Here is a 16,247-nt window from a genome sequence, read left to right on the forward strand (position 1 = left end):
CCGGTCAGGTGGGGTCGAGGTCGCGCGACCGGTCGGCCTCGAAGCCGTGGGCATGGCCCCACAGCACGGCCTGCGTACGCCGGGTGACGCCGATCTTGCGGTAGAGCGTGCGGATGTGGGTCTTGACGGTGTTGATGCCGATGAAGGCCTGCGCGGTGATCTCCTCGTTGCTCAGGCCCCGGCAGATCAGCGCCAGCACCTCCGCCTCGCGCTGGCTCAGGCCCAGCTCGTCGCCGGGCCAGCGGCCGGCCTGGGCCAGCACCGCGTCCACCGCGGCCACCCGGCCGGTCAGGTCGGTCAGGTCGGTCAGGTCGGCCAGGTCGGCCAGGTCGGGTGGCCCGGTCTCGACCACCACCGGCTCCCCGCGGTGCACGTGCTCGAGGGCCTCGACCAGCTCGAGCGCGGTCGTGCCCTTGCCGACGAACCCGTGCGCACCCGCGGCCAGCGCCTGCTCGACCGCCCCGGCACCGGCGTCCCAGCTGAAGACGACCAGCCGCGGCGCGCCCTGCGCGAGGTCCGGGGGCAGGAGCGAGTCGGCGCTGCGCCGGGCGAAGGTGTCGAAGAGGACCACGTCGACGTCGCTGACCACCGGCAGTCCCGCGGACAGCTCGACCACGCGCACCCGGTCGGCGTATGGCGCGAGCACCGCGGCGAGCCCGGCGACGACGATCTCGTAGTCGTTGACGATGGCGACCCGGATCGGGCCGGCACCGTCCTGGGCTGCGCTGCTCACAGCCGACCAGCCTCCCAGAGCGGCCGCGGCCGGGTCGCACCGCGAGGCTCACGCCTAGGGGTGATCGTCGCCCGGGCGCGGGGGAGACATGCCGGAGGGTGGTGACCGGGGGGCGGGTCCGGAGGACCGTCGAGGGGTCGGCCCGCGTCCGGTGCGGGCCCCGGTGGAGGGAACCCATGACGCGCTTCGGCTACACGTTGATGACCGAGCAGAGCGGCCCGAAGGAGCTCGTCCGCTACGCGCGGGCGGCCGAGGACGTCGGCTTCGACCTCCTGGTCTCCAGCGACCACTACTCGCCGTGGCTGACCGAGCAGGGCCACGCGCCGTACGCCTGGACCGTGCTGGGCGCGGTGGCCCAGGTGACCGAGCGGGTCGACCTGATGACCTACGTGACCTGCCCGACGCTGCGCTACCACCCGGCCGTGGTGGCCCAGAAGGCCGCGACGCTGCAGATCCTCAGCGACAACCGGTTCACCCTCGGCCTGGGCAGCGGGGAGAACCTCAACGAGCACGTCGTCGGTGAGGGCTGGCCCGCGGTCGGCGTGCGCCAGGAGATGCTGGTCGAGGCGATCGAGATCATCCGGGCCCTGCACGCCGGCGAGCTCGTCGACTACCGCGGCGAGCACTTCGACGTCGAGTCCGGTCGGGTCTGGGACCTGCCCGAGGTCGCCGTGCCGATCGGGGTGGCGGTCTCGGGGGAGCGGTCGATCGAGCGGTTCGGCCCGCTCGCCGACCACCTCGTCGCCGTCGAGCCCGACGCCGACCTGGTGCAGGACTGGAACGCCGCCGACGGCACGCAGACCATCGGCGACGGGGCGCGGGCGATCGGGCAGATCCCGATCTGCTGGGGCCCCGATGTCGAGGAGAGCACCGCTCTGGCCCACGAGCAGTTCCGGTGGTTCGCGGGCGGGTGGAAGGTCAACGCCGACCTCCCGACGCCGGCCGGCTTCGCCGGCGCGACCCAGTTCGTGCGGCCCGAGGACGTCGCCGACCAGATCCCGTGCGGGCCCGACCTCGACGCGATCGTCGAGGCGGTCTCGGCCTTCTGGGAGGCCGGGTTCACCGACGTCGCCCTGGTGCAGATCGGCGACCGGCACCAGCAGCGGTTCCTCGACGAGGCCGCCGGGCCGCTGCTGGAGAAGCTGCGCGCCGCGTCGGCCTGACGCCACACCGACCCCGAGCGCGAGCACGACGGAGCCGGCCCCGAGACTCCCCGGGGCCGGCTCGCGGACGGTTCGGTCAGGCCTCGATGGCGGTGCGCCCACCGTCGTGGGCGCCGGCGACCTCGATCTTGCGCGGCTTCGCCTTCTCGGCCACCGGCACGAGCAGGCGCAGCACGCCCGCGTCGTACGACGCCTCGATGCGCTCGAGGTCGAGGTTGTCGCCCAGCACGAGCTGGCGGCTGAACGAGCCGCGCGTGCGCTCGGAGGCGAGCATCTGCCAGTCGCCGTTGGGCGCCAGCCGCTCGGCGCGGACGGTGAGCACGTTGCGCTCCACGTCGAGGTCGATGGTCTCGGGCGCCACGCCCGGCAGGTCGAACTCGATGACGAAGCGGTCGCCCTCGCGCCAGGCGTCCATCGGCATCACGGCCGGCCGGCTGGAGGTGCCCACGCCCGGGCCGGAGCCCAGCAGCTGCTGGGCGAGGCGGTCGAGGTCGCGGAACGGGTCGGTGGTGCGCAGCAGCACGGTGTCCTCCTGTACGTGTGTCTCGGTGGGGCCGGAGCAGGTCCACCGCCACGGTGGACGTGCTCCGTATCTGTATCAACGGTTATAGGTTGTTTGTATTCCAGGGATCAGGCATTGTCAAGCGGGTGACCGCGAGCAGCCAGGGTGTCTTCGCCATCTCCGTCGCCGCCGAGATGGTCGCGATGGAGATCCAGAACCTGCGCGTCTACGAGCGCCGGGGCCTGGTCAGCCCCGACCGCACCGCGGGGGGCACCCGGCTGTACTCCGCCGACGACATCGAGCGGTTGCACCGGGTGCGCGAGCTGCTGGCCGAGGGCCTCAACCTGGCCGGGGTGGCCCGGGTGCTGGCCCTCGAGGGCGAGGTGGCCCGGCTGCGCCGTGACAACGCCCGGCTGCGGCGGGCCGAGCGAGCCCGGCGGGAGCCCGAGCGCGCGGAGTAGGATGTCTGGACCGGGCCAGGGCCGAAACGCGACCCCGACGGCTCGGTGCACGCGAAGAGGCGACCCATGCGTCACCCCCGTCCGTCCTTCCTCTCGCTCGTCACCGGCCCCGCGGCCGCGGCCCCCACCGCGACCGTCGACGCCCCGGTCGACGACGCCCCACCGGTCCGGGTCTCCCTCGAGGTGCCCGCCCTGCTCGCCGCCGGCGTGACGGTGCTGCTGCGCCCGTACGCCGACCGCGTGCGGATCGTGCCGCGGCACGGTCCGGAGGTCCCGGACGTCGAGGTGCTCGACCCCGCCCTCGCCCGCACGGTCGACGGGAACCCCGCCGGCGCCGGGCCCGACGACCTGCCGGCCGTGCCGCGGGTCGCCCTGGTCTGGGAGAGCGGGTCGGCCGCCGTCGCCCGGGCCCGCGACCTCGGCGCGGTCGCGATGGTGCCGGTCAGCGCCGGGGCCGAGGCCCTGGTCGAGGCCCTCGAGCGGGTGCACCGGCGTGACCCGCTCGTCGACCCCGACGCCCCGGCGCCGGGCGGGCTCTCGCCGCGGGAGGCCGACGTGCTGCGCGGCATCTGCCGCGGGCAGTCCAACCTCGAGATCGCCGAGGAGCTCTACGTCTCCATCAACTCCGTCAAGACCTACGTCCGCAGCGCCTACCGGAAGATGGGCGTCAGCAGCCGGTCTCAGGCCGTCCTGTGGGGGCTCGAGCACGGCCTGTGAGGGGTCTGCCGCCCGGCGCCGGCGGCACGGCGAGTCACCCTTCGGGGTAGTGAGGTGGGCGCTGCTAACTTGTGCGGCGTTCCCGGCGGAGCCCAAACAGTGACTCGCGCCTGTCGGGGGTCCGGTCCCACGGATCCCCCGGTCCTCCGACGGAGCGGTCCTTGTCCCGACCCCTCGACGTGGTCAGCGCGCTGACGCGGGTCCTGCGCGACCTGCAGTCCCCCACCGACGTCGATGTCCGCCTGCGCGCCCTGGTGGCCGCGGCCCGTGACCTCGCCCCCCTCGTCGACCACGCCGGTCTGGTCGCACCCGGCGACGACGAGGACGGCCAGCCCGTGGTGCGCGCCGGCACCGGGCCGCTCCTGGAGCGCCTCGTCGCCGCCGAGCACGAGACCGGCGAGGGGCCCGTGCGGGCCGTGCTGGGCGGGGAGCCGGCGACCCGGCTCGACCAGCTCGGCGGCGCGACCCGCTGGCCGTCGTACGCCGCGCAGGCGGACGCCGCTGGCCTGTGCTCCCAGCTCGTGGTGCCGGTGGTGGTCGAGGAGCAGGTGGCGGCCGCGCTGGTGCTCTGCGCGACCGACGACAGCGTGCTCGACGAGCGCACCCCCGCCATCGCCGAGCTGGTGGCCGAGCTCGTGGCCCTCGTGCTGGGCCACGACCGGCGGGTGGAGAACCTCGACGCCGCGCTGTCGACGCGCACCACGATCGGCCTCGCGCTCGGCATGGTCATGCAGCGCCTGCAGATCGACCAGGACACGGCCTTCGCCTACCTGACCCGGCTCTCGGCGACCTCGGAGACCAAGCTGCGCGACGTCGCCGCGGGCATCGTGCAGCAGCACGGGGAGACCGCCCGGCGGGATGGGTCGGGGCCGACGCCCGGCGCCTAGCGTCGGGGCGGTGACCGCGACCCGCTTCGACTTCGCCTTCGCCCGGTCCTACCGGGTCCCCGCGCTCGCGCTGGGCATCACCGGGTCGACCGCCTGGGTCGAGCTCGGGACCGACGGGCTGCTGGTCCGCTACGGCCTGTGGCGGCTCCGCACCCCGCTGGCCAACCTCGGCGAGGTGCAGCGCACCGGTGGGTTCAGCTGGTTCAAGACCGTCGGGCCGCCGCACCTGTCCTTCGCCGACCGGGGCGTCAGCTTCGCGACCAACGGGGACGACGCGGTGTGCGTGCAGTTCCACGAGCCGGTGCGGGTGCTCGACCCGACCGGGCGGCTGCGGCACCCGGGCGCGACGATGACGCTGCGCGACCCCGACCGGTTCGTCGCCGAGCTCGACGACCTGCGCGGGAGCGGTCGTGGCTGAGCGCTCCCGCGTCGACGCCGTCGTCCTCGACCTCGACGGCACCCTCGTCGACTCCGTCTACGCCCACGTGCTGGCCTGGCACGCCGCCTTCCGCGACGTCGGGCTGCACGTGCCCACGGCGCGCCTGCACCGGCTGATCGGCATGGGCGGCGACCGCCTGGTCGCGGCCGCGGCGGGGGAGGCGACCGAGCACGCGCTCGGCGACGAGCTGCGCCGTCGCCACCCGGAGCGGCTGGACCAGCTCTTCGGGTCGATCGTGCCCACCGAGGGTGCCGGCGACCTCCTCCAGGCGCTGCGCGACCACGGCCTCACCGTCACCCTGGCCAGCTCCAGCGAGCGCGACCTCACCGACCGGCTCCTCGACCTCCTCGGCGCCGACCGGCACCTGCTCGACGAGCTGGTCACCGGCTCCGACGCAGAGCGCAGCAAGCCGTCCGGTGAGCTGGTCTCGGTGGCGCTGGAGTCGGTCGACGCCGACCGGGCCGTGGTCGTCGGCGACGCCACCTGGGACGTCCGCGCCGCCGCCGATGCCGGCGTCCCGTGCGTCACCGTGCTGACCGGCGGCATCGGCGAGGCCGAGCTGCTCGAGGCCGGCGCCGCGGCCGTCCACGCCTCCCCGGCCGACCTGGCCGCCCACCTCCGCGCGACCGGGTCCCTCCTGGGCTGACCAGGCCGCCGTCCGGCCGCCGCCGCGTGCCGGGTGGGTCCGGCGGCTTCAGCGCCCTCAGCGCCCTCAGCGCTCGCCGTCGACGACGACGCGGGTGCGGTCGGGGGAGAAGCCGTGCTCCATGCCCCAGAGCACGGCCTGGGTGCGGCTGCCGGCGCCGATCTTGCGGTAGAGCGTGCGGATGTAGGTCTTGACGGTGTTGATGCCGATGAAGGCGCGCTCGGCGATGTCCTGGTTGGACAGGCCCTGGCAGATCAGGGCCAGCACCTCGGACTCGCGGGCGCTCAGGCCGAGCTGGTCACCGGGCCAGCGGCCGAGCTCGTCCCCCTCGGGGCCGGGCGTCACCTGCTCGCCGGCGTGGGTGCGCTCGATGGCCTCGACGAGCTCCTCGACGGTGCTGCCCTTGGACACGTAGCCCGACGCGCCGGCCGCCAGGGCCCGCTTGACCAGCTCGGGGTCGGTGTTCCAGCTCAGCACGAGCAGCTTGGCCCGGCTGCCGTCCATGATGTCGTCGATCTCGATCGCGTCGCCCTGGACCTGGCCGTAGGAGTCGTAGAGCACCACGTCGACGTCGCTCACGACCGGCTCGCGGCTGTCGAGCTCGACGACCCGGATGCGGTCGTCGTGCCGGGCCAGGACGGCGGCGATGCCAGCGACGACGATCTCGTAGTCGTTGACGATGGCGACGCGGACGGGCGTGGACATGCGAGGCATCGTAGTGCGCCCGCGCCCACCCGTGCGGGCGGTCGCCGCGCCGTTCACCCCTGGGCAGGGATCCCCCGCGGCCTGCGGCGCGACAGGCTGGGGTGGTGATGCCGCAGTGACGCACGAGCGCCGGTCGACCCGCATCGGGGGCCTCCTCGTCGAGTACGACGACCGGGTGCTGGAGCCCCGCCCCTGGACCGAGCTGCAGGCGGCCTGGGCCGTCGAGCTGCTGGACGACGCGCCCCCGGGACCGGTGCTCGAGCTGTGCACGGGCGCGGGCCACATCGGCCTGCTGGTCGCCGCCCGCACCGAGCGCCACCTGGTGGCGGTCGATGCCGACCCGACGGCGTGCGGCTTCGCCCGGCTCAACGCCGAGGGCGCGGGTGTCGAGCACCGCGTCGAGGTGCGGGAGTCACCGCTGCAGAGCGCGGTGGCGCCGGGCGAGCGGTTCGCCCTCGTGCTCGCCGACCCGCCGTGGGTGCCGTCGGCCGACGTGGGCCGGTTCCCCGAGGACCCGCTCACCGCCATCGACGGCGGACCGGCCGGGCTCGACCTCGCCCACGCCTGCGTGGAGGCCGCGGCCCCGTGCCTCGAGCCCGGGGGCGACCTGCTGCTGCAGCTCGGCGACGCCGAGCAGGCCGACCTGGTCACCGAGCGCGCGGAGGCCTCCGGCGCCTGGGCGGCTGCCGGCCGTCGTACGGCGGCCCGCGGGCTCGTCCTGCGCCTGACCCGCCAGCCGGGCTAGTCCCTGACGATCTGGTCGTCGATCGCGCCGATCCACGACCACTTCGTCAGGGACTACCCCCGGGTCGGGGCTCGGAGGGTGCCGGTCAGCGCCAGCCGGGGAGCAGCTTGTGGGTGCCGTCGCACCAGGGCTTGCGGGCCGACTTCTCACAGCGGCAGACGGCGCTGACGGGGCGGGTGCTCTCGTGGCGCACGCCGTCCTCGGTCTCGATGACCACGTCGCCGCGCACCAGCATCGGCCCGCCGGGGCACACGACGATGTCGGCCCGCCGCTCGGGCCGGCCGGACGCCTCGGCGCTCACGCCGCGGCCCACAGGCCGAGCACGGCCTCGGCCGTGCGGCACTCGAGGTCGAGGCAGGCCCAGGCGCCGAAGCGCACCAGCTCGGCCTGGTCGGGCTCGTCCTTGGCCAGCACCAGGCACACGTCACGCAGCGCGACCTGCTCGTGCACGGCGTCGGCCTCGACGTGCTCGTCGTAGTAGGCCGTCATCTCCTCGGGGAACCCCAGGCGCCGCAGCCCCTGCGCCAGCTGGCGCGACGGGATCGAGCTGGTGGCCTCGAACGCGGCCAGGTGGCCCAGCGCGGCACCCCGCAGCCGCCGTTGCAGGCCGAACATCGACAAGGTGGTGTTCTGCTCGAGCACCTCGGGCAACGCCTCGTCGACGTAGTCGCCGTACGTCGCCGAGAGCCCGGAAGCGACCAGGCCGCGCTCGAACAGGGCGTGGTGGAGCCGGCCCGGGTCGCCGTTGCCGTACTCGTCGAACTGCACCTCGAGCAGTGCCGCCTTCGGCCCGGCACCCAGCCGCGGCACGACCCAGGTCGTCGGGTCGGCCTCCTTGAGGTGGTAGACGGTCCGCTGGCGCAGCAGCGTCTCGGTCTGCTCGCGCGAAGCGTGCTGCTGCACGTGCTTGGCCAGCGAGGGCCCGTCGTGCTGCTCGATCATGGTCTGCACGTCGTCGACGAGGTCGTCGCTGCGCGGCACGTCGGCCACGGCGTACCGCTCGCGCAGCCGGCCCTCGAGCGCGCGCTCGAGCCGGCCGCGCAGGGCGATGGTGGTGGGGTCCCACTCCCAGCGGTCGTCGACGTCGTCGAACCCGCGGTAGTGGAGCTCCTGGAGCACCCAGAGGCTGAGGGCCTCGTCGGCGGAGGAGTCGGCGGAGACGGGCCAGACCGGCGCCGGCGCGGTCCGGTCGGGGTCGGGGTCGCGGCGCAGGAGGTCGAGGAGGGCGGCGCTCAGCGCACCGCGGGCCTGGGGGAGAAGCACCTCTCGATCGTGTCCCGGTCCCGGGGGGCTGCCCGACACCTCCCGGGGTGACTGGCCCGGATCGGGGCCAGAACCACCCCGGTGGGCGTAGTCGAGCCGCCCGCCGAACGTCACCCGGACGGGTGAAAGTCGGACCACATCCCCGCAGGGTGGGTCAAGAATGGCCCCATGACGGCACGCGTCGCGGTGGTCAGCCCGCTCGAGGTCGTCTCGACCGGGCTCGCGGCGATGCTCGGCCACCACCCGAGCGAGGTCGAGGTCGTGCCGCTGGCGACCGGGCGCGACGCGGTCGACCCCGACGTGGTCCTGTACGACGCCGCCGGGCTCCACCAGGGCGACGGGGCCGACCTCGACTTCCTCGTCCGCGAGACGACCGCGGCCGTGCTGGTCGTCTCCCAGGACCTGCGTCCCGACCTCGCCTCGCGCGCCCTGGCCCGCGGGGCCGACGGGCTGCTGCCCCTCGGCGTGCACGAGGCCGAGCTGCTCGACGCGGTGCTGGGGGCCACCCGTGCGGACGGCGAGCGCGGGACCGCCGCCCCGCGCGTCGACGCCGTCGAGCACCGCCTGGGCCACGACGTCGGGCTGACGCCGCGCGAGGTCGACGTGCTGGCCCTGATCACCCAGGGCCTGTCCAACCAGGAGATCGCCGAGCGCAGCTACCTGTCGATCAACTCGGTCAAGACCTACGTCCGCAGCGCCTACCGGCGCATCGGCGTCGCCACCCGGTCTCAGGCGGTCGTGTGGTGCCTGCAGCACGGGTTCTCCGTCGACCTCGACGACAACCCTGGCCCGCGAAACTAGAACCTGTTTCAATTCGGCCATGCGCAACGGCCTCGTCCTCTTCACCTCCGACCGCGGCATCACCCCCGCCGAGCTCGCCGTGGCCGCCGAGGAGCGTGGGTTCGACACGATCTACGTGCCGGAGCACACCCACATCCCGGTGCGCCGCGACGCCGCCCACCCCACCGGCGGCGACACGCTGCCCGACGACCGCTACCTGCGCACCCTCGACCCGTGGGTCTCGCTGGCCACCGCGGCCTCGGTCACCTCGCGCATCCGGCTGGCCACCGCGGTCGCCCTGCCGGTCGAGTCCGACCCGATCACCCTGGCCAAGCAGGTCGCGACCCTCGACTTCCTCTCCGGCGGCCGGGTCACCATCGGCGCCGGCTTCGGGTGGAACACCGACGAGCTCGAGGACCACCACGTCCCGCCGGGCAAGCGGCGCACCGTGCTGCGCGAGTACGTCGAGGCGATGCGTGCGCTGTGGACGCAGGACGAGGCGGCCTACGACGGCGAGTTCGTCTCCTTCGGACCCTCGTGGGCCTACCCCAAGCCGGTGCAGGCGCACGTGCCGCTCGTCATCGGGGCCGGCGGCGGGCCGAGGACCTTCGAGTGGATCGCCCGCACCGCCGACGGCTGGATGACCACCCCGACCGAGTCCGGCATCGGCGAGAAGGCCGACGCGCTGCGGGCGGCGTGGTCGGCCGCGGGCCGCGCGGGCGAGCCGCAGGTGCAGGTGCTCATCGCACGGCGCCCCTCGCCCGAGGACCTCGCCGGCTGGGCCGAGGCCGGCGCCACCGACCTCATCTGGGGCGTGCCCGACAAGCCGGCCGAGGAGGTCGTGGCCTACCTCGACCGGCTGGCCGAGCGGCTCGGGCTCACCGCGGGCGCTGCGGTCGGGTGACCCTCCAGCAGCGCCTGCGGGAGCTCGCCGACGGGCCCGGCGCCGACCGCCTCGCCGTCCTGCGGGTCGACGAGGCCGGCCGCGACGAGGTCCGGCAGACCTGGCGCGAGCACCTCGCCGAGGCGACGGCCGAGGCGGCTGCCCTCGCCGACCTCCTCGACCCCGACCGCCCGCCCCACGTCGGGGTGCTGCTCGGCAACAGCCCGGCCATGCTGCGCTCGATGGCCGCGGCCGCGCTCGGTGGCCACGTGCTCGTCGGCCTCAACACGACCCGCCGTGCCGACGCGCTCGCCGCCGACGTACGCCGCTCCGACTGCCAGGTGTTGCTCGTCGACGCCGAGCACGCCGCCCTGCTCGACGGGCTCGACCTGCCCGCCGGCGTCCGCGTGGTCGACGTCGGCCGCGCCGACTGGGCGGCGGCCGTCTCGGCGGCGGGCCCGCTCGCGCCGCGCGAGGTGGGCGACGCCGACACGTTCATGCTCATCTTCACCTCCGGCACCAGCGGCGACCCCAAGGCGGTGCGGGTCGCGCACACGATGGTGCTGCTCTCCGGGCACACCCTCGTCGCGCGCTGCGAGGTCACCGCCGACGACACCTGCTACGTCTCGATGCCGCTGTTCCACTCCAACGCCGTCGTCGCCGGCTGGGCCGTCGCGGTCGTCGCGGGCGCGACGCTGGTGCCGGCCCGGTTCTCGGCCTCCGGCCTCATCGACGACGTACGCCGCCACGGCGCGACCTACCTCAACTACGTCGGCAAGCCGCTGGCCTACGTGCTGGCGACGCCCGAGCGGCCCGACGACGCCGACAACCAGCTGCGGGTCGCCTTCGGCAACGAGGCGAGCGACCGCGACATCGCCGAGTTCTCCCGTCGCTTCGGGTGCCGGGTGGTCGACGGGTTCGGCTCGACCGAGCTGGCCATCGTGGTGACCCGCGCGCCCGGCACCCCGCCCGGCTCGATCGGCGTGGGGCTGGAGGGGGTCGCGGTGTACGACGAGGCGACGGTCACCGAGTGCGAGCCCGCCCGCTTCGACGAGCACGGGCGGCTGCTCAACGCCGACCGCGCGATCGGGCAGCTGGTCAACACCCAGGGCGCGGGGTTCTTCTCCGGCTACTACGGCGACGACGCCGCGACCGACGCGCGGATGCGGCACGGCATGTACTGGTCGGGCGACCTGGCCTACCAGGACGCCGACGGCTGGGTCTACCTCGCCGGCCGCACCGCCGACTGGATGCGCATCGACGGCGAGAACCTCGCCGCCGCCCCCGTCGAGCGCGTCCTGCTCCGCCTGCCCGCGGTCTCCCAGGCCGCGGTGTACGCCGTCCCCGACCCCAGCGCCTCGGAGGGGAGCTGGGGCGACCAGGTGATGGCCGCCCTCGTGCTCGTCGACGGCGCCGACCTGCTGCCCGAGGAGCTCGAGGCCTTCCTCGACGCCCAGCCCGACCTGCCCCGCGTCGCCCGCCCCCGCTGGGTCCGCCTCGCCGCCTCCCTGCCCGCGACGGCCACCAACAAGGTGCTCAAGCGCGAGCTCGTCGCCCAGGGCGCCACCGCCGGCGACGGCGTGCTGTGGGCGCGGGCCGAGCGCGGCACCGCCTACGCCCTCGCCCCTTGACCCGCGGCGACGGTGTCGAGGAGGGCCGGAGCCCCGTCTCGAGACCACGCAGCCGCAGCGGGAGAGGTGGTCTCGAGACAGGCGCCAGGGCGCCTTCCTCGACCACCGTGTGGCCGGCCCCGCACACGCAGCCGGTGGAGTGGCCTCGCGACAGGCGCCGGGGCGCCTTCCTCGACCGCCGTGCGATCCGGCCTGACCCACGGTGGTCGAGGAGGGACGGAGTCCCGTCTCGAGACCACGCGACCGCAGCGTGAGAGACAGGCGCCGGGGCGCCTTCCTCGACCACCGTGTGGCCCGGTCGCGCCGTCAGGTGCTGCCGTGCCACTCCACGAGCAGGGCGGTCGCGTCGTCGGCGAGCCAGGCGTCGTCGCGGGCCAGCAGGTCGAGGCGGAGCCGGCGCAGCCGCTCGGCGAGCAGGCCGCCGACGGCGAGCTCGGTGTGCAGCACCTCCAGCCACCCCTCGGTGCCGAGCTGGGTGCCGTCGAGGTCGCGGGCCTCGGTGATGCCGTCGGTGTGCAGGGCGAGCACGTCGCCCGGCTCGAGGTACTCCTCCTGCACCTCGGGCGCGACGCCGAGCCCGGTGCCGAGCGGCGGGGCGGGGTCGCCCTCGAGCTGCGCGGCGTCCCCGTCCGCGCGGACGACGACCGGGAAGGGGTGGCCGGCGCTGACCCACGCCACCCGGCCCGTGCCGAGGTGCACCTCGACGAGCACTGCGGTGGCGAAGCGCAGGTCCTGGTCGGTGGTGCCGATCTCGCCGACGTGCCGCTCGAGCGCGGCCCACGTGCCGAGGAGGTCCTCCCCGGCCCGGCGGGCGGAGCGGTAGGCCGCGACCGCGACGGCGCTCACCACCGCCGCACCGTTGCCGTGGCCCGTCGCGTCGACCACCATCGCGCGCAGCAGGTCGCCGTCGAGGGCGTGGTCGAAGGCGTCGCCCCCCGCTGCGTAGCTCGGCTCGGCGACCGCGGCCAGCGACACCCGCTCGTCGACGTACGACGCGGGCGGGGCGAGGGAGCCCATCAGCTCGGCGCCGGCGGTCAGCTCCTGCGTCCGGCGCACGGCGTCGGCGGTGTCGTCGCTGCGGCTGTCGGCGACCAGCAGCAGGGCGACGGCGTCGGCGAACGGCCGCAGCTCGACCTCGGGCGGTGAGGCGGCCGCCACCAGCCCGAGCAGCCCGAGGCGGTGGCCGCGGTGGGTGAGTGGCGTCCAGGTCGTGACGGGCTGCCCGGGCTCGACGACGGTGCGGCCGAGGGTGAACGAGCGGCAGGCCGGCCCGTCCTCCAGCGTGAACGCCTCACGCCGCGACAGCCCCAGGGGCACCAGCTCGGTCTGCTCGAGCGTCACCAGGTACACCGCCGCGCCGCCGGCGCCCCAGACCTCGTGGGCGACCTCGCTCACCACGCGCGCGAGCTCGCCCGCGGGGCGGCGGGCCGCCCGCTCGAGCAGCAGGGCGACGGCGTGGGGAGACGTCGGCACGGAGACCATCATGGCCGGTTCCCCGGCGCGGGGTTGAGCACCCGTACCCAGGGTGCGCCGCGGTCCGCCGGGAACGTTCCGGACGTGACCGCCACGACGCCGTACGTGACCGCCCCGACCAGTCCCGCCGACCTCCCGCCGTCGCGGTGGCACGTCTGGCTGCCGGTCGCCGCCTGGCTGGTGGGCGGGACGCTGGCGGTGGCCGGCGTCGGCGCTGCCGGGTCGGCCGCGCCGGCCGAGGGCGAGGGCGGGTGGTGGCCGGTCTACGCGTTCCTCCTCGTGGCGGGGCTGCTCGCGCTGGCCGCCCTCCCGCTGCTGGTCGCCGTGGTCCTCAGCCTGCGGGCGACGCGTGACCACCGCGCGACCGGCGTGCTGGTCCTGGGCGTCGGCACCGCCGCGACCGGCACCCTCGTCGTGGGTGGGTTGCTGTGGGTCACCCCGGAGGTGTTCTGGGAGTCGACCGACGCCGGGCTCGCGCTCGCCTCGGCGTCGTACGTCGCCGCGGGGGTCGTGCTCTGGTCGCCGCTCCTCGTCGAGCTGCGGCGACGGTCGCGGGCTCAGGCCGGGGAGTCCAGGGAGGCCAGCGCCCGCTCGGCGGCTCGGTAGCCGCACATGCCGTGCACGCCCGCGCCGGGCGGCGTGGAGGAGGAGCACAGCCAGACCCCGGGCGCGCCCGTGGCGTACGGGTCGGGCGCGAGCCGCGGCCGGCCGACGAGCTGCAGGAGGTCGGTCGCGCCGCCGGCGATGTCGCCGCCGACGTAGTTGGCGTTCTCGTGCTCGTGGTCGGCCGGGGTGCGCGAGGCCGTCGCCACCACCCGCTCCCGCACGCCGGGGGCGAACCGCTCGAGCTGGTCGAGCACCACCCGCTCCCCGTCGCCCTCCCAGTGGGCGGGCACGTGGGCGTAGGCCCACACCGGGTGCAGGTCCCGCTCGGGGTCGCCCCCGGGGTCGCGGACGACGCGCGTCGGGTCGGCCACGGTCGGCTGGGCGACGAGCACGAAGGGGCGCTCGGGCATGCGGCCGGCGTACACCGCGGCCTCGGCCTCGGCGACCTCTGCCGCCGTGCCGCCGACGTGCACGGTGCCGGCGCGCCGGGAGTCCTCGTGGGTCCAGGGCACGCCGCCGCGCACGGCGAGGTCGACCTTGAACGACCCGGGACCGTAGCGCCAGCGGCGGTAGGCCCGGCGCACCCGTCGCGGCAGCCGGTCGCCGAGGATCTCCTCGGCCGCCTGCGGCCCCGTGTCGAGCAGGGTCAGGTCGGCCCGCGGAAGGTCGGCAGCGGTGCGCACCGGGCTGTCGGTGACGACCTCGCCGCCGAGCTCGCGCAGCAGCGAGGCCAGCGCGTCGGTGATGGCCCGCGACCCGCCTTCGGGCACCGGCCAGCCGTGCCGGTGGCCCGCGACGGTCAGCATCGCGCCCACCGCGGAGGTCACCGGTCGGCCCAGCGGCTGGAAGGCGTGCGCGGCCGACCCGGCGAACAGCGCGCCCGCCTGCGGGGTGGCGAAGCCCCGCGCGAGCACCGTCGCCGGCAGCGCCGCCCGCAGCCCGAACCGGGCCAGCCGCACGGGGTGGTCGGGCCAGCGCAGCAGCGGGCCGAGCACGTCGCCGGTCAGCTCGTCGAGGTCGCGCACCAGGGGCCCGAACACCGCCCGCCAGCGCCGCCCGTCGCGACCCAGCCGCCGGCAGGTCTCGTCGAGGTCGCGCACCAGCACTCCCGCCGTGCCGTCGTCGAGGGGGTGGGTCAGGTCGATCTCCGGCCACCGCCAGACGAGTCCGTGCTCGGCCAGCGGCAGGCGGGAGAAGAAGGGCGAGGCCAGCGCGAACGGGTGCACCGCCGAGCACACGTCGTGCAGCATGCCCGGCACCGTGAGCTGCTCGGTGCGGGTGCCGCCACCGATGGTCGGCGCCGCCTCGAGCACGGTGACCCGCACCCCGGCCTGCGCCAGGCGCACGGCTGCCGCGAGCCCGTTGGGGCCTGACCCCACCACCACCGCGTCGCGTCCCGCCCGTGCCGCCATGGCCTCGACGGTGCCAGACCCGCCGAGCCCACAGGGGTGAGCGCCGTGCGCCGCCGTACGCTGGCGGCCGTGCGGTGCGGGTACTTCGAGGCGGGCCGGTGCGCCTCCTGCACCCACCTCCTCCTGCCGTACGCCGACCAGCTGGCCGCCAAGGACGCCGCGGCCCGCGACGCCCTGGCCGACCACCCCCACCTGCGCTGGCACCCGCCCGTCGCGAGCCGGGAGGGGGGGTTCCGCAACAAGGCCAAGATGGTCGTCGCGGGCACCGTCGAGGAGCCGACGCTCGGCATCCTCGACACCGACGGCCGCGGCGTCGACCTCCGCGCCTGCCCGCTCTACTCGCCCGCGATGCACGCCCTGCTCCCCGCCCTGGCCGAGCTGGTGACCACCGCCCGCGTGCCGCCGTACGACGTGCCGAGCCGCCGCGGGGAGCTCAAGCACCTGCTGGTGACCGAGTCGCCCGCGGGTGACTTCCTGGTGCGGTGGGTGCTGCGGACGAGCGAGGCGCTGCCGCGGCTGCGCAAGCACCTGCCGGCGTGGCTCGCCGCGCGCCCCGAGGTCGCGGTGGTCAGCGCCAACCTGCAGCCCGAGCACAAGGCGGTGCTCGAGGGCGCGGAGGAGGTGGTGCTGACCGAGCGGTCGACGCTGCGGGTCGAGGTCGACGGCATCGGCCTGCACCTGGGCCCCCGCAGCTTCTTCCAGACCAACACCGAGGTCGCGGCCGCCCTCTACCGACAGGCGCGCGCGTGGGCCGACGAGGCGGCGCCGCGCATGGTGCTCGACCTCTACTGCGGCGTGGGCGGGTTCGCGCTCCACCTCGCCGCCCCGGGCCGCCGCGTGCACGGCGTCGAGGTGAGCGAGCAGGCCGTGGCCAGCGCCCGGACCACCGCCGCCGAGCTCGGCGTCGACGACGCCGTCACCTTCGCCGCCGGCAACGCCACCGCCGTGCCCGACCTCCTGCGCGACGACGTCGACCTCGTCGTGGTCAACCCGCCGCGGCGCGGCCTCGGCCCCGACCTCTGCGCAGCCCTCGACGCCTCGCCCGCGAGCACGCTGCTCTACTCCAGCTGCCACAGCGGCTCGTTGGCCCGCGACCTGGCCGCGCTGCCGTCGTGGCGCGCCGTCGACGCCCGGGTGCTCGACATGTTCCCGCACACCGCTCACCACGAGGTGCTGGTGCGGCTCGTGCGCGGCTGAGCCG

Annotated in this window: 19 protein-coding genes; 12 read left to right on the forward strand and 7 right to left on the reverse strand. The window is 75.5% G+C overall.

What is annotated here, in order from left to right; translation table 11 throughout:
- Nucleotides 1-4: 4 nt before the first annotated feature.
- A complete protein-coding gene (locus FJQ57_RS00865) occupies nt 5-733 on the reverse strand; it encodes a response regulator transcription factor (RefSeq protein ID WP_211348709.1) in 729 nt (242 codons plus the stop codon).
- Between the two features lie 176 nt (nt 734-909).
- On the opposite strand from FJQ57_RS00865, the gene FJQ57_RS00870 reads away from it, so the two are divergent.
- The gene (locus tag FJQ57_RS00870) at nt 910-1,896 is read left to right on the forward strand and encodes an LLM class F420-dependent oxidoreductase (RefSeq protein WP_139977374.1); all 987 of its coding nucleotides are present in this window, start codon (nt 910-912) and stop codon (nt 1,894-1,896) included.
- A 76-nt stretch (nt 1,897-1,972) separates the two neighbouring features.
- Here FJQ57_RS00870 and FJQ57_RS00875 read toward each other — a convergent pair whose 3' ends face one another.
- On the reverse strand, nt 1,973-2,419 hold the full coding sequence (locus FJQ57_RS00875; RefSeq protein ID WP_281284210.1) for an Hsp20/alpha crystallin family protein: 447 nt from the start codon (nt 2,417-2,419) through the stop codon (nt 1,973-1,975).
- 125 nt (nt 2,420-2,544) lie between these two features.
- Between FJQ57_RS00875 and FJQ57_RS00880 the strand changes: the two genes are divergently transcribed.
- The 5 genes from FJQ57_RS00880 (at nt 2,545) to FJQ57_RS00900 (ending at nt 5,548) form a co-directional block, all read left to right on the forward strand.
- Entirely contained in the window at nt 2,545-2,859 is a 315-nt protein-coding gene (locus FJQ57_RS00880) for a MerR family transcriptional regulator (RefSeq protein ID WP_139977375.1), read from the forward strand.
- Nucleotides 2,860-2,925: 66 nt separating this feature from the next.
- Nucleotides 2,926-3,576 carry a helix-turn-helix transcriptional regulator gene (locus tag FJQ57_RS23165; protein WP_139977376.1) on the forward strand — a complete coding sequence of 217 codons (651 nt, stop codon included), beginning with the start codon at nt 2,926-2,928 and terminating at the stop codon, nt 3,574-3,576.
- A gap of 161 nt (nt 3,577-3,737) precedes the next feature.
- Nucleotides 3,738-4,463 carry an ANTAR domain-containing protein gene (locus FJQ57_RS00890; RefSeq protein ID WP_170219210.1) on the forward strand — a complete coding sequence of 242 codons (726 nt, stop codon included), beginning with the start codon at nt 3,738-3,740 and terminating at the stop codon, nt 4,461-4,463.
- Between the two features lie 10 nt (nt 4,464-4,473).
- Nucleotides 4,474-4,881 carry a hypothetical protein gene (locus tag FJQ57_RS00895; RefSeq protein WP_139977378.1) on the forward strand — a complete coding sequence of 136 codons (408 nt, stop codon included), beginning with the start codon at nt 4,474-4,476 and terminating at the stop codon, nt 4,879-4,881.
- Nucleotides 4,874-5,548, forward strand: coding sequence for an HAD family hydrolase (locus FJQ57_RS00900; RefSeq protein WP_139977379.1), 675 nt, complete (start codon nt 4,874-4,876; stop codon nt 5,546-5,548). Before FJQ57_RS00895 ends, FJQ57_RS00900 begins: the two co-directional genes overlap by 8 nt.
- 66 nt (nt 5,549-5,614) lie before the next feature.
- Here FJQ57_RS00900 and FJQ57_RS00905 read toward each other — a convergent pair whose 3' ends face one another.
- Nucleotides 5,615-6,253: a LuxR C-terminal-related transcriptional regulator gene (locus FJQ57_RS00905; protein ID WP_139977380.1), complete on the reverse strand. Its 639-nt coding sequence runs from the start codon at nt 6,251-6,253 to the stop codon at nt 5,615-5,617.
- 115 nt (nt 6,254-6,368) lie between these two features.
- Between FJQ57_RS00905 and FJQ57_RS00910 the strand changes: the two genes are divergently transcribed.
- Entirely contained in the window at nt 6,369-6,998 is a 630-nt protein-coding gene (locus FJQ57_RS00910) for a methyltransferase (protein WP_211348710.1), read from the forward strand.
- Between the two features lie 85 nt (nt 6,999-7,083).
- Here the strand turns inward: FJQ57_RS00910 and FJQ57_RS00915 are convergent, their stop codons facing one another.
- Complete coding sequence (locus FJQ57_RS00915; RefSeq protein WP_246081527.1) at nt 7,084-7,299, reverse strand: CDGSH iron-sulfur domain-containing protein; 216 nt, start codon at nt 7,297-7,299, stop codon at nt 7,084-7,086.
- A complete protein-coding gene (locus FJQ57_RS00920) occupies nt 7,296-8,261 on the reverse strand; it encodes an iron-containing redox enzyme family protein (protein WP_139977382.1) in 966 nt (321 codons plus the stop codon). The genes FJQ57_RS00915 and FJQ57_RS00920 overlap by 4 nt, the downstream gene beginning before the upstream one ends.
- A 168-nt stretch (nt 8,262-8,429) precedes the next feature.
- On the opposite strand from FJQ57_RS00920, the gene FJQ57_RS00925 reads away from it, so the two are divergent.
- Genes FJQ57_RS00925 through fadD1 form a run of 3 tightly spaced genes read left to right on the forward strand, consistent with a single transcriptional unit; the run spans nt 8,430 to nt 11,555 of the window.
- The gene (locus tag FJQ57_RS00925) at nt 8,430-9,062 is read left to right on the forward strand and encodes a helix-turn-helix transcriptional regulator (RefSeq protein WP_139977383.1); all 633 of its coding nucleotides are present in this window, start codon (nt 8,430-8,432) and stop codon (nt 9,060-9,062) included.
- A 19-nt stretch (nt 9,063-9,081) separates the two neighbouring features.
- Nucleotides 9,082-9,945 carry an LLM class F420-dependent oxidoreductase gene (locus FJQ57_RS00930; protein WP_139977384.1) on the forward strand — a complete coding sequence of 288 codons (864 nt, stop codon included), beginning with the start codon at nt 9,082-9,084 and terminating at the stop codon, nt 9,943-9,945.
- Entirely contained in the window at nt 9,942-11,555 is a 1,614-nt protein-coding gene (fadD1, locus tag FJQ57_RS00935; RefSeq protein ID WP_139977385.1) for a fatty-acid--CoA ligase FadD1, read from the forward strand. Before FJQ57_RS00930 ends, fadD1 begins: the two co-directional genes overlap by 4 nt.
- A 306-nt stretch (nt 11,556-11,861) precedes the next feature.
- Here the strand turns inward: fadD1 and FJQ57_RS00940 are convergent, their stop codons facing one another.
- Nucleotides 11,862-13,028 (reverse strand): PP2C family protein-serine/threonine phosphatase, encoded by a 1,167-nt coding sequence (locus FJQ57_RS00940; protein ID WP_170219211.1) that lies wholly within the window; start codon nt 13,026-13,028, stop codon nt 11,862-11,864.
- An 84-nt stretch (nt 13,029-13,112) separates the two neighbouring features.
- Between FJQ57_RS00940 and FJQ57_RS00945 the strand changes: the two genes are divergently transcribed.
- Nucleotides 13,113-13,634: a hypothetical protein gene (locus FJQ57_RS00945; protein ID WP_139977387.1), complete on the forward strand. Its 522-nt coding sequence runs from the start codon at nt 13,113-13,115 to the stop codon at nt 13,632-13,634.
- On the opposite strand, the gene FJQ57_RS00950 is transcribed toward FJQ57_RS00945, so the two are convergent.
- The gene (locus tag FJQ57_RS00950) at nt 13,586-15,046 is read right to left on the reverse strand and encodes a phytoene desaturase family protein (protein WP_139977388.1); all 1,461 of its coding nucleotides are present in this window, start codon (nt 15,044-15,046) and stop codon (nt 13,586-13,588) included. The two genes, FJQ57_RS00945 and FJQ57_RS00950, sit on opposite strands and share 49 nt — an antisense overlap.
- A gap of 45 nt (nt 15,047-15,091) precedes the next feature.
- On the opposite strand from FJQ57_RS00950, the gene rlmC reads away from it, so the two are divergent.
- A complete protein-coding gene (gene rlmC, locus FJQ57_RS00955; protein WP_246081528.1) occupies nt 15,092-16,243 on the forward strand; it encodes a 23S rRNA (uracil(747)-C(5))-methyltransferase RlmC in 1,152 nt (383 codons plus the stop codon).
- Nucleotides 16,244-16,247: the final 4 nt, after the last annotated feature.

Source organism: Nocardioides litoris (assembly GCF_006346315.1).
Taxonomy (GTDB): domain Bacteria; phylum Actinomycetota; class Actinomycetes; order Propionibacteriales; family Nocardioidaceae; genus Nocardioides; species Nocardioides litoris.

Excerpts from the sequence above, each read along its gene's own strand:
- FJQ57_RS23165 (WP_139977376.1), top strand. The coding sequence starts at position 2,926 with ATGCGTCACCCCCGTCCGTCCTTCCTCTCGCTCGTCACCGGCCCCGCG.
- FJQ57_RS00950 (WP_139977388.1), bottom strand. The coding sequence starts at position 15,046 with ATGGCGGCACGGGCGGGACGCGACGCGGTGGTGGTGGGGTCAGGCCCC.
- FJQ57_RS00930 (WP_139977384.1), top strand. The coding sequence starts at position 9,082 with ATGCGCAACGGCCTCGTCCTCTTCACCTCCGACCGCGGCATCACCCCC.
- FJQ57_RS00925 (WP_139977383.1), top strand. The coding sequence starts at position 8,430 with ATGACGGCACGCGTCGCGGTGGTCAGCCCGCTCGAGGTCGTCTCGACC.
- FJQ57_RS00905 (WP_139977380.1), bottom strand. The coding sequence starts at position 6,253 with ATGTCCACGCCCGTCCGCGTCGCCATCGTCAACGACTACGAGATCGTC.
- FJQ57_RS00870 (WP_139977374.1), top strand. The coding sequence starts at position 910 with ATGACGCGCTTCGGCTACACGTTGATGACCGAGCAGAGCGGCCCGAAG.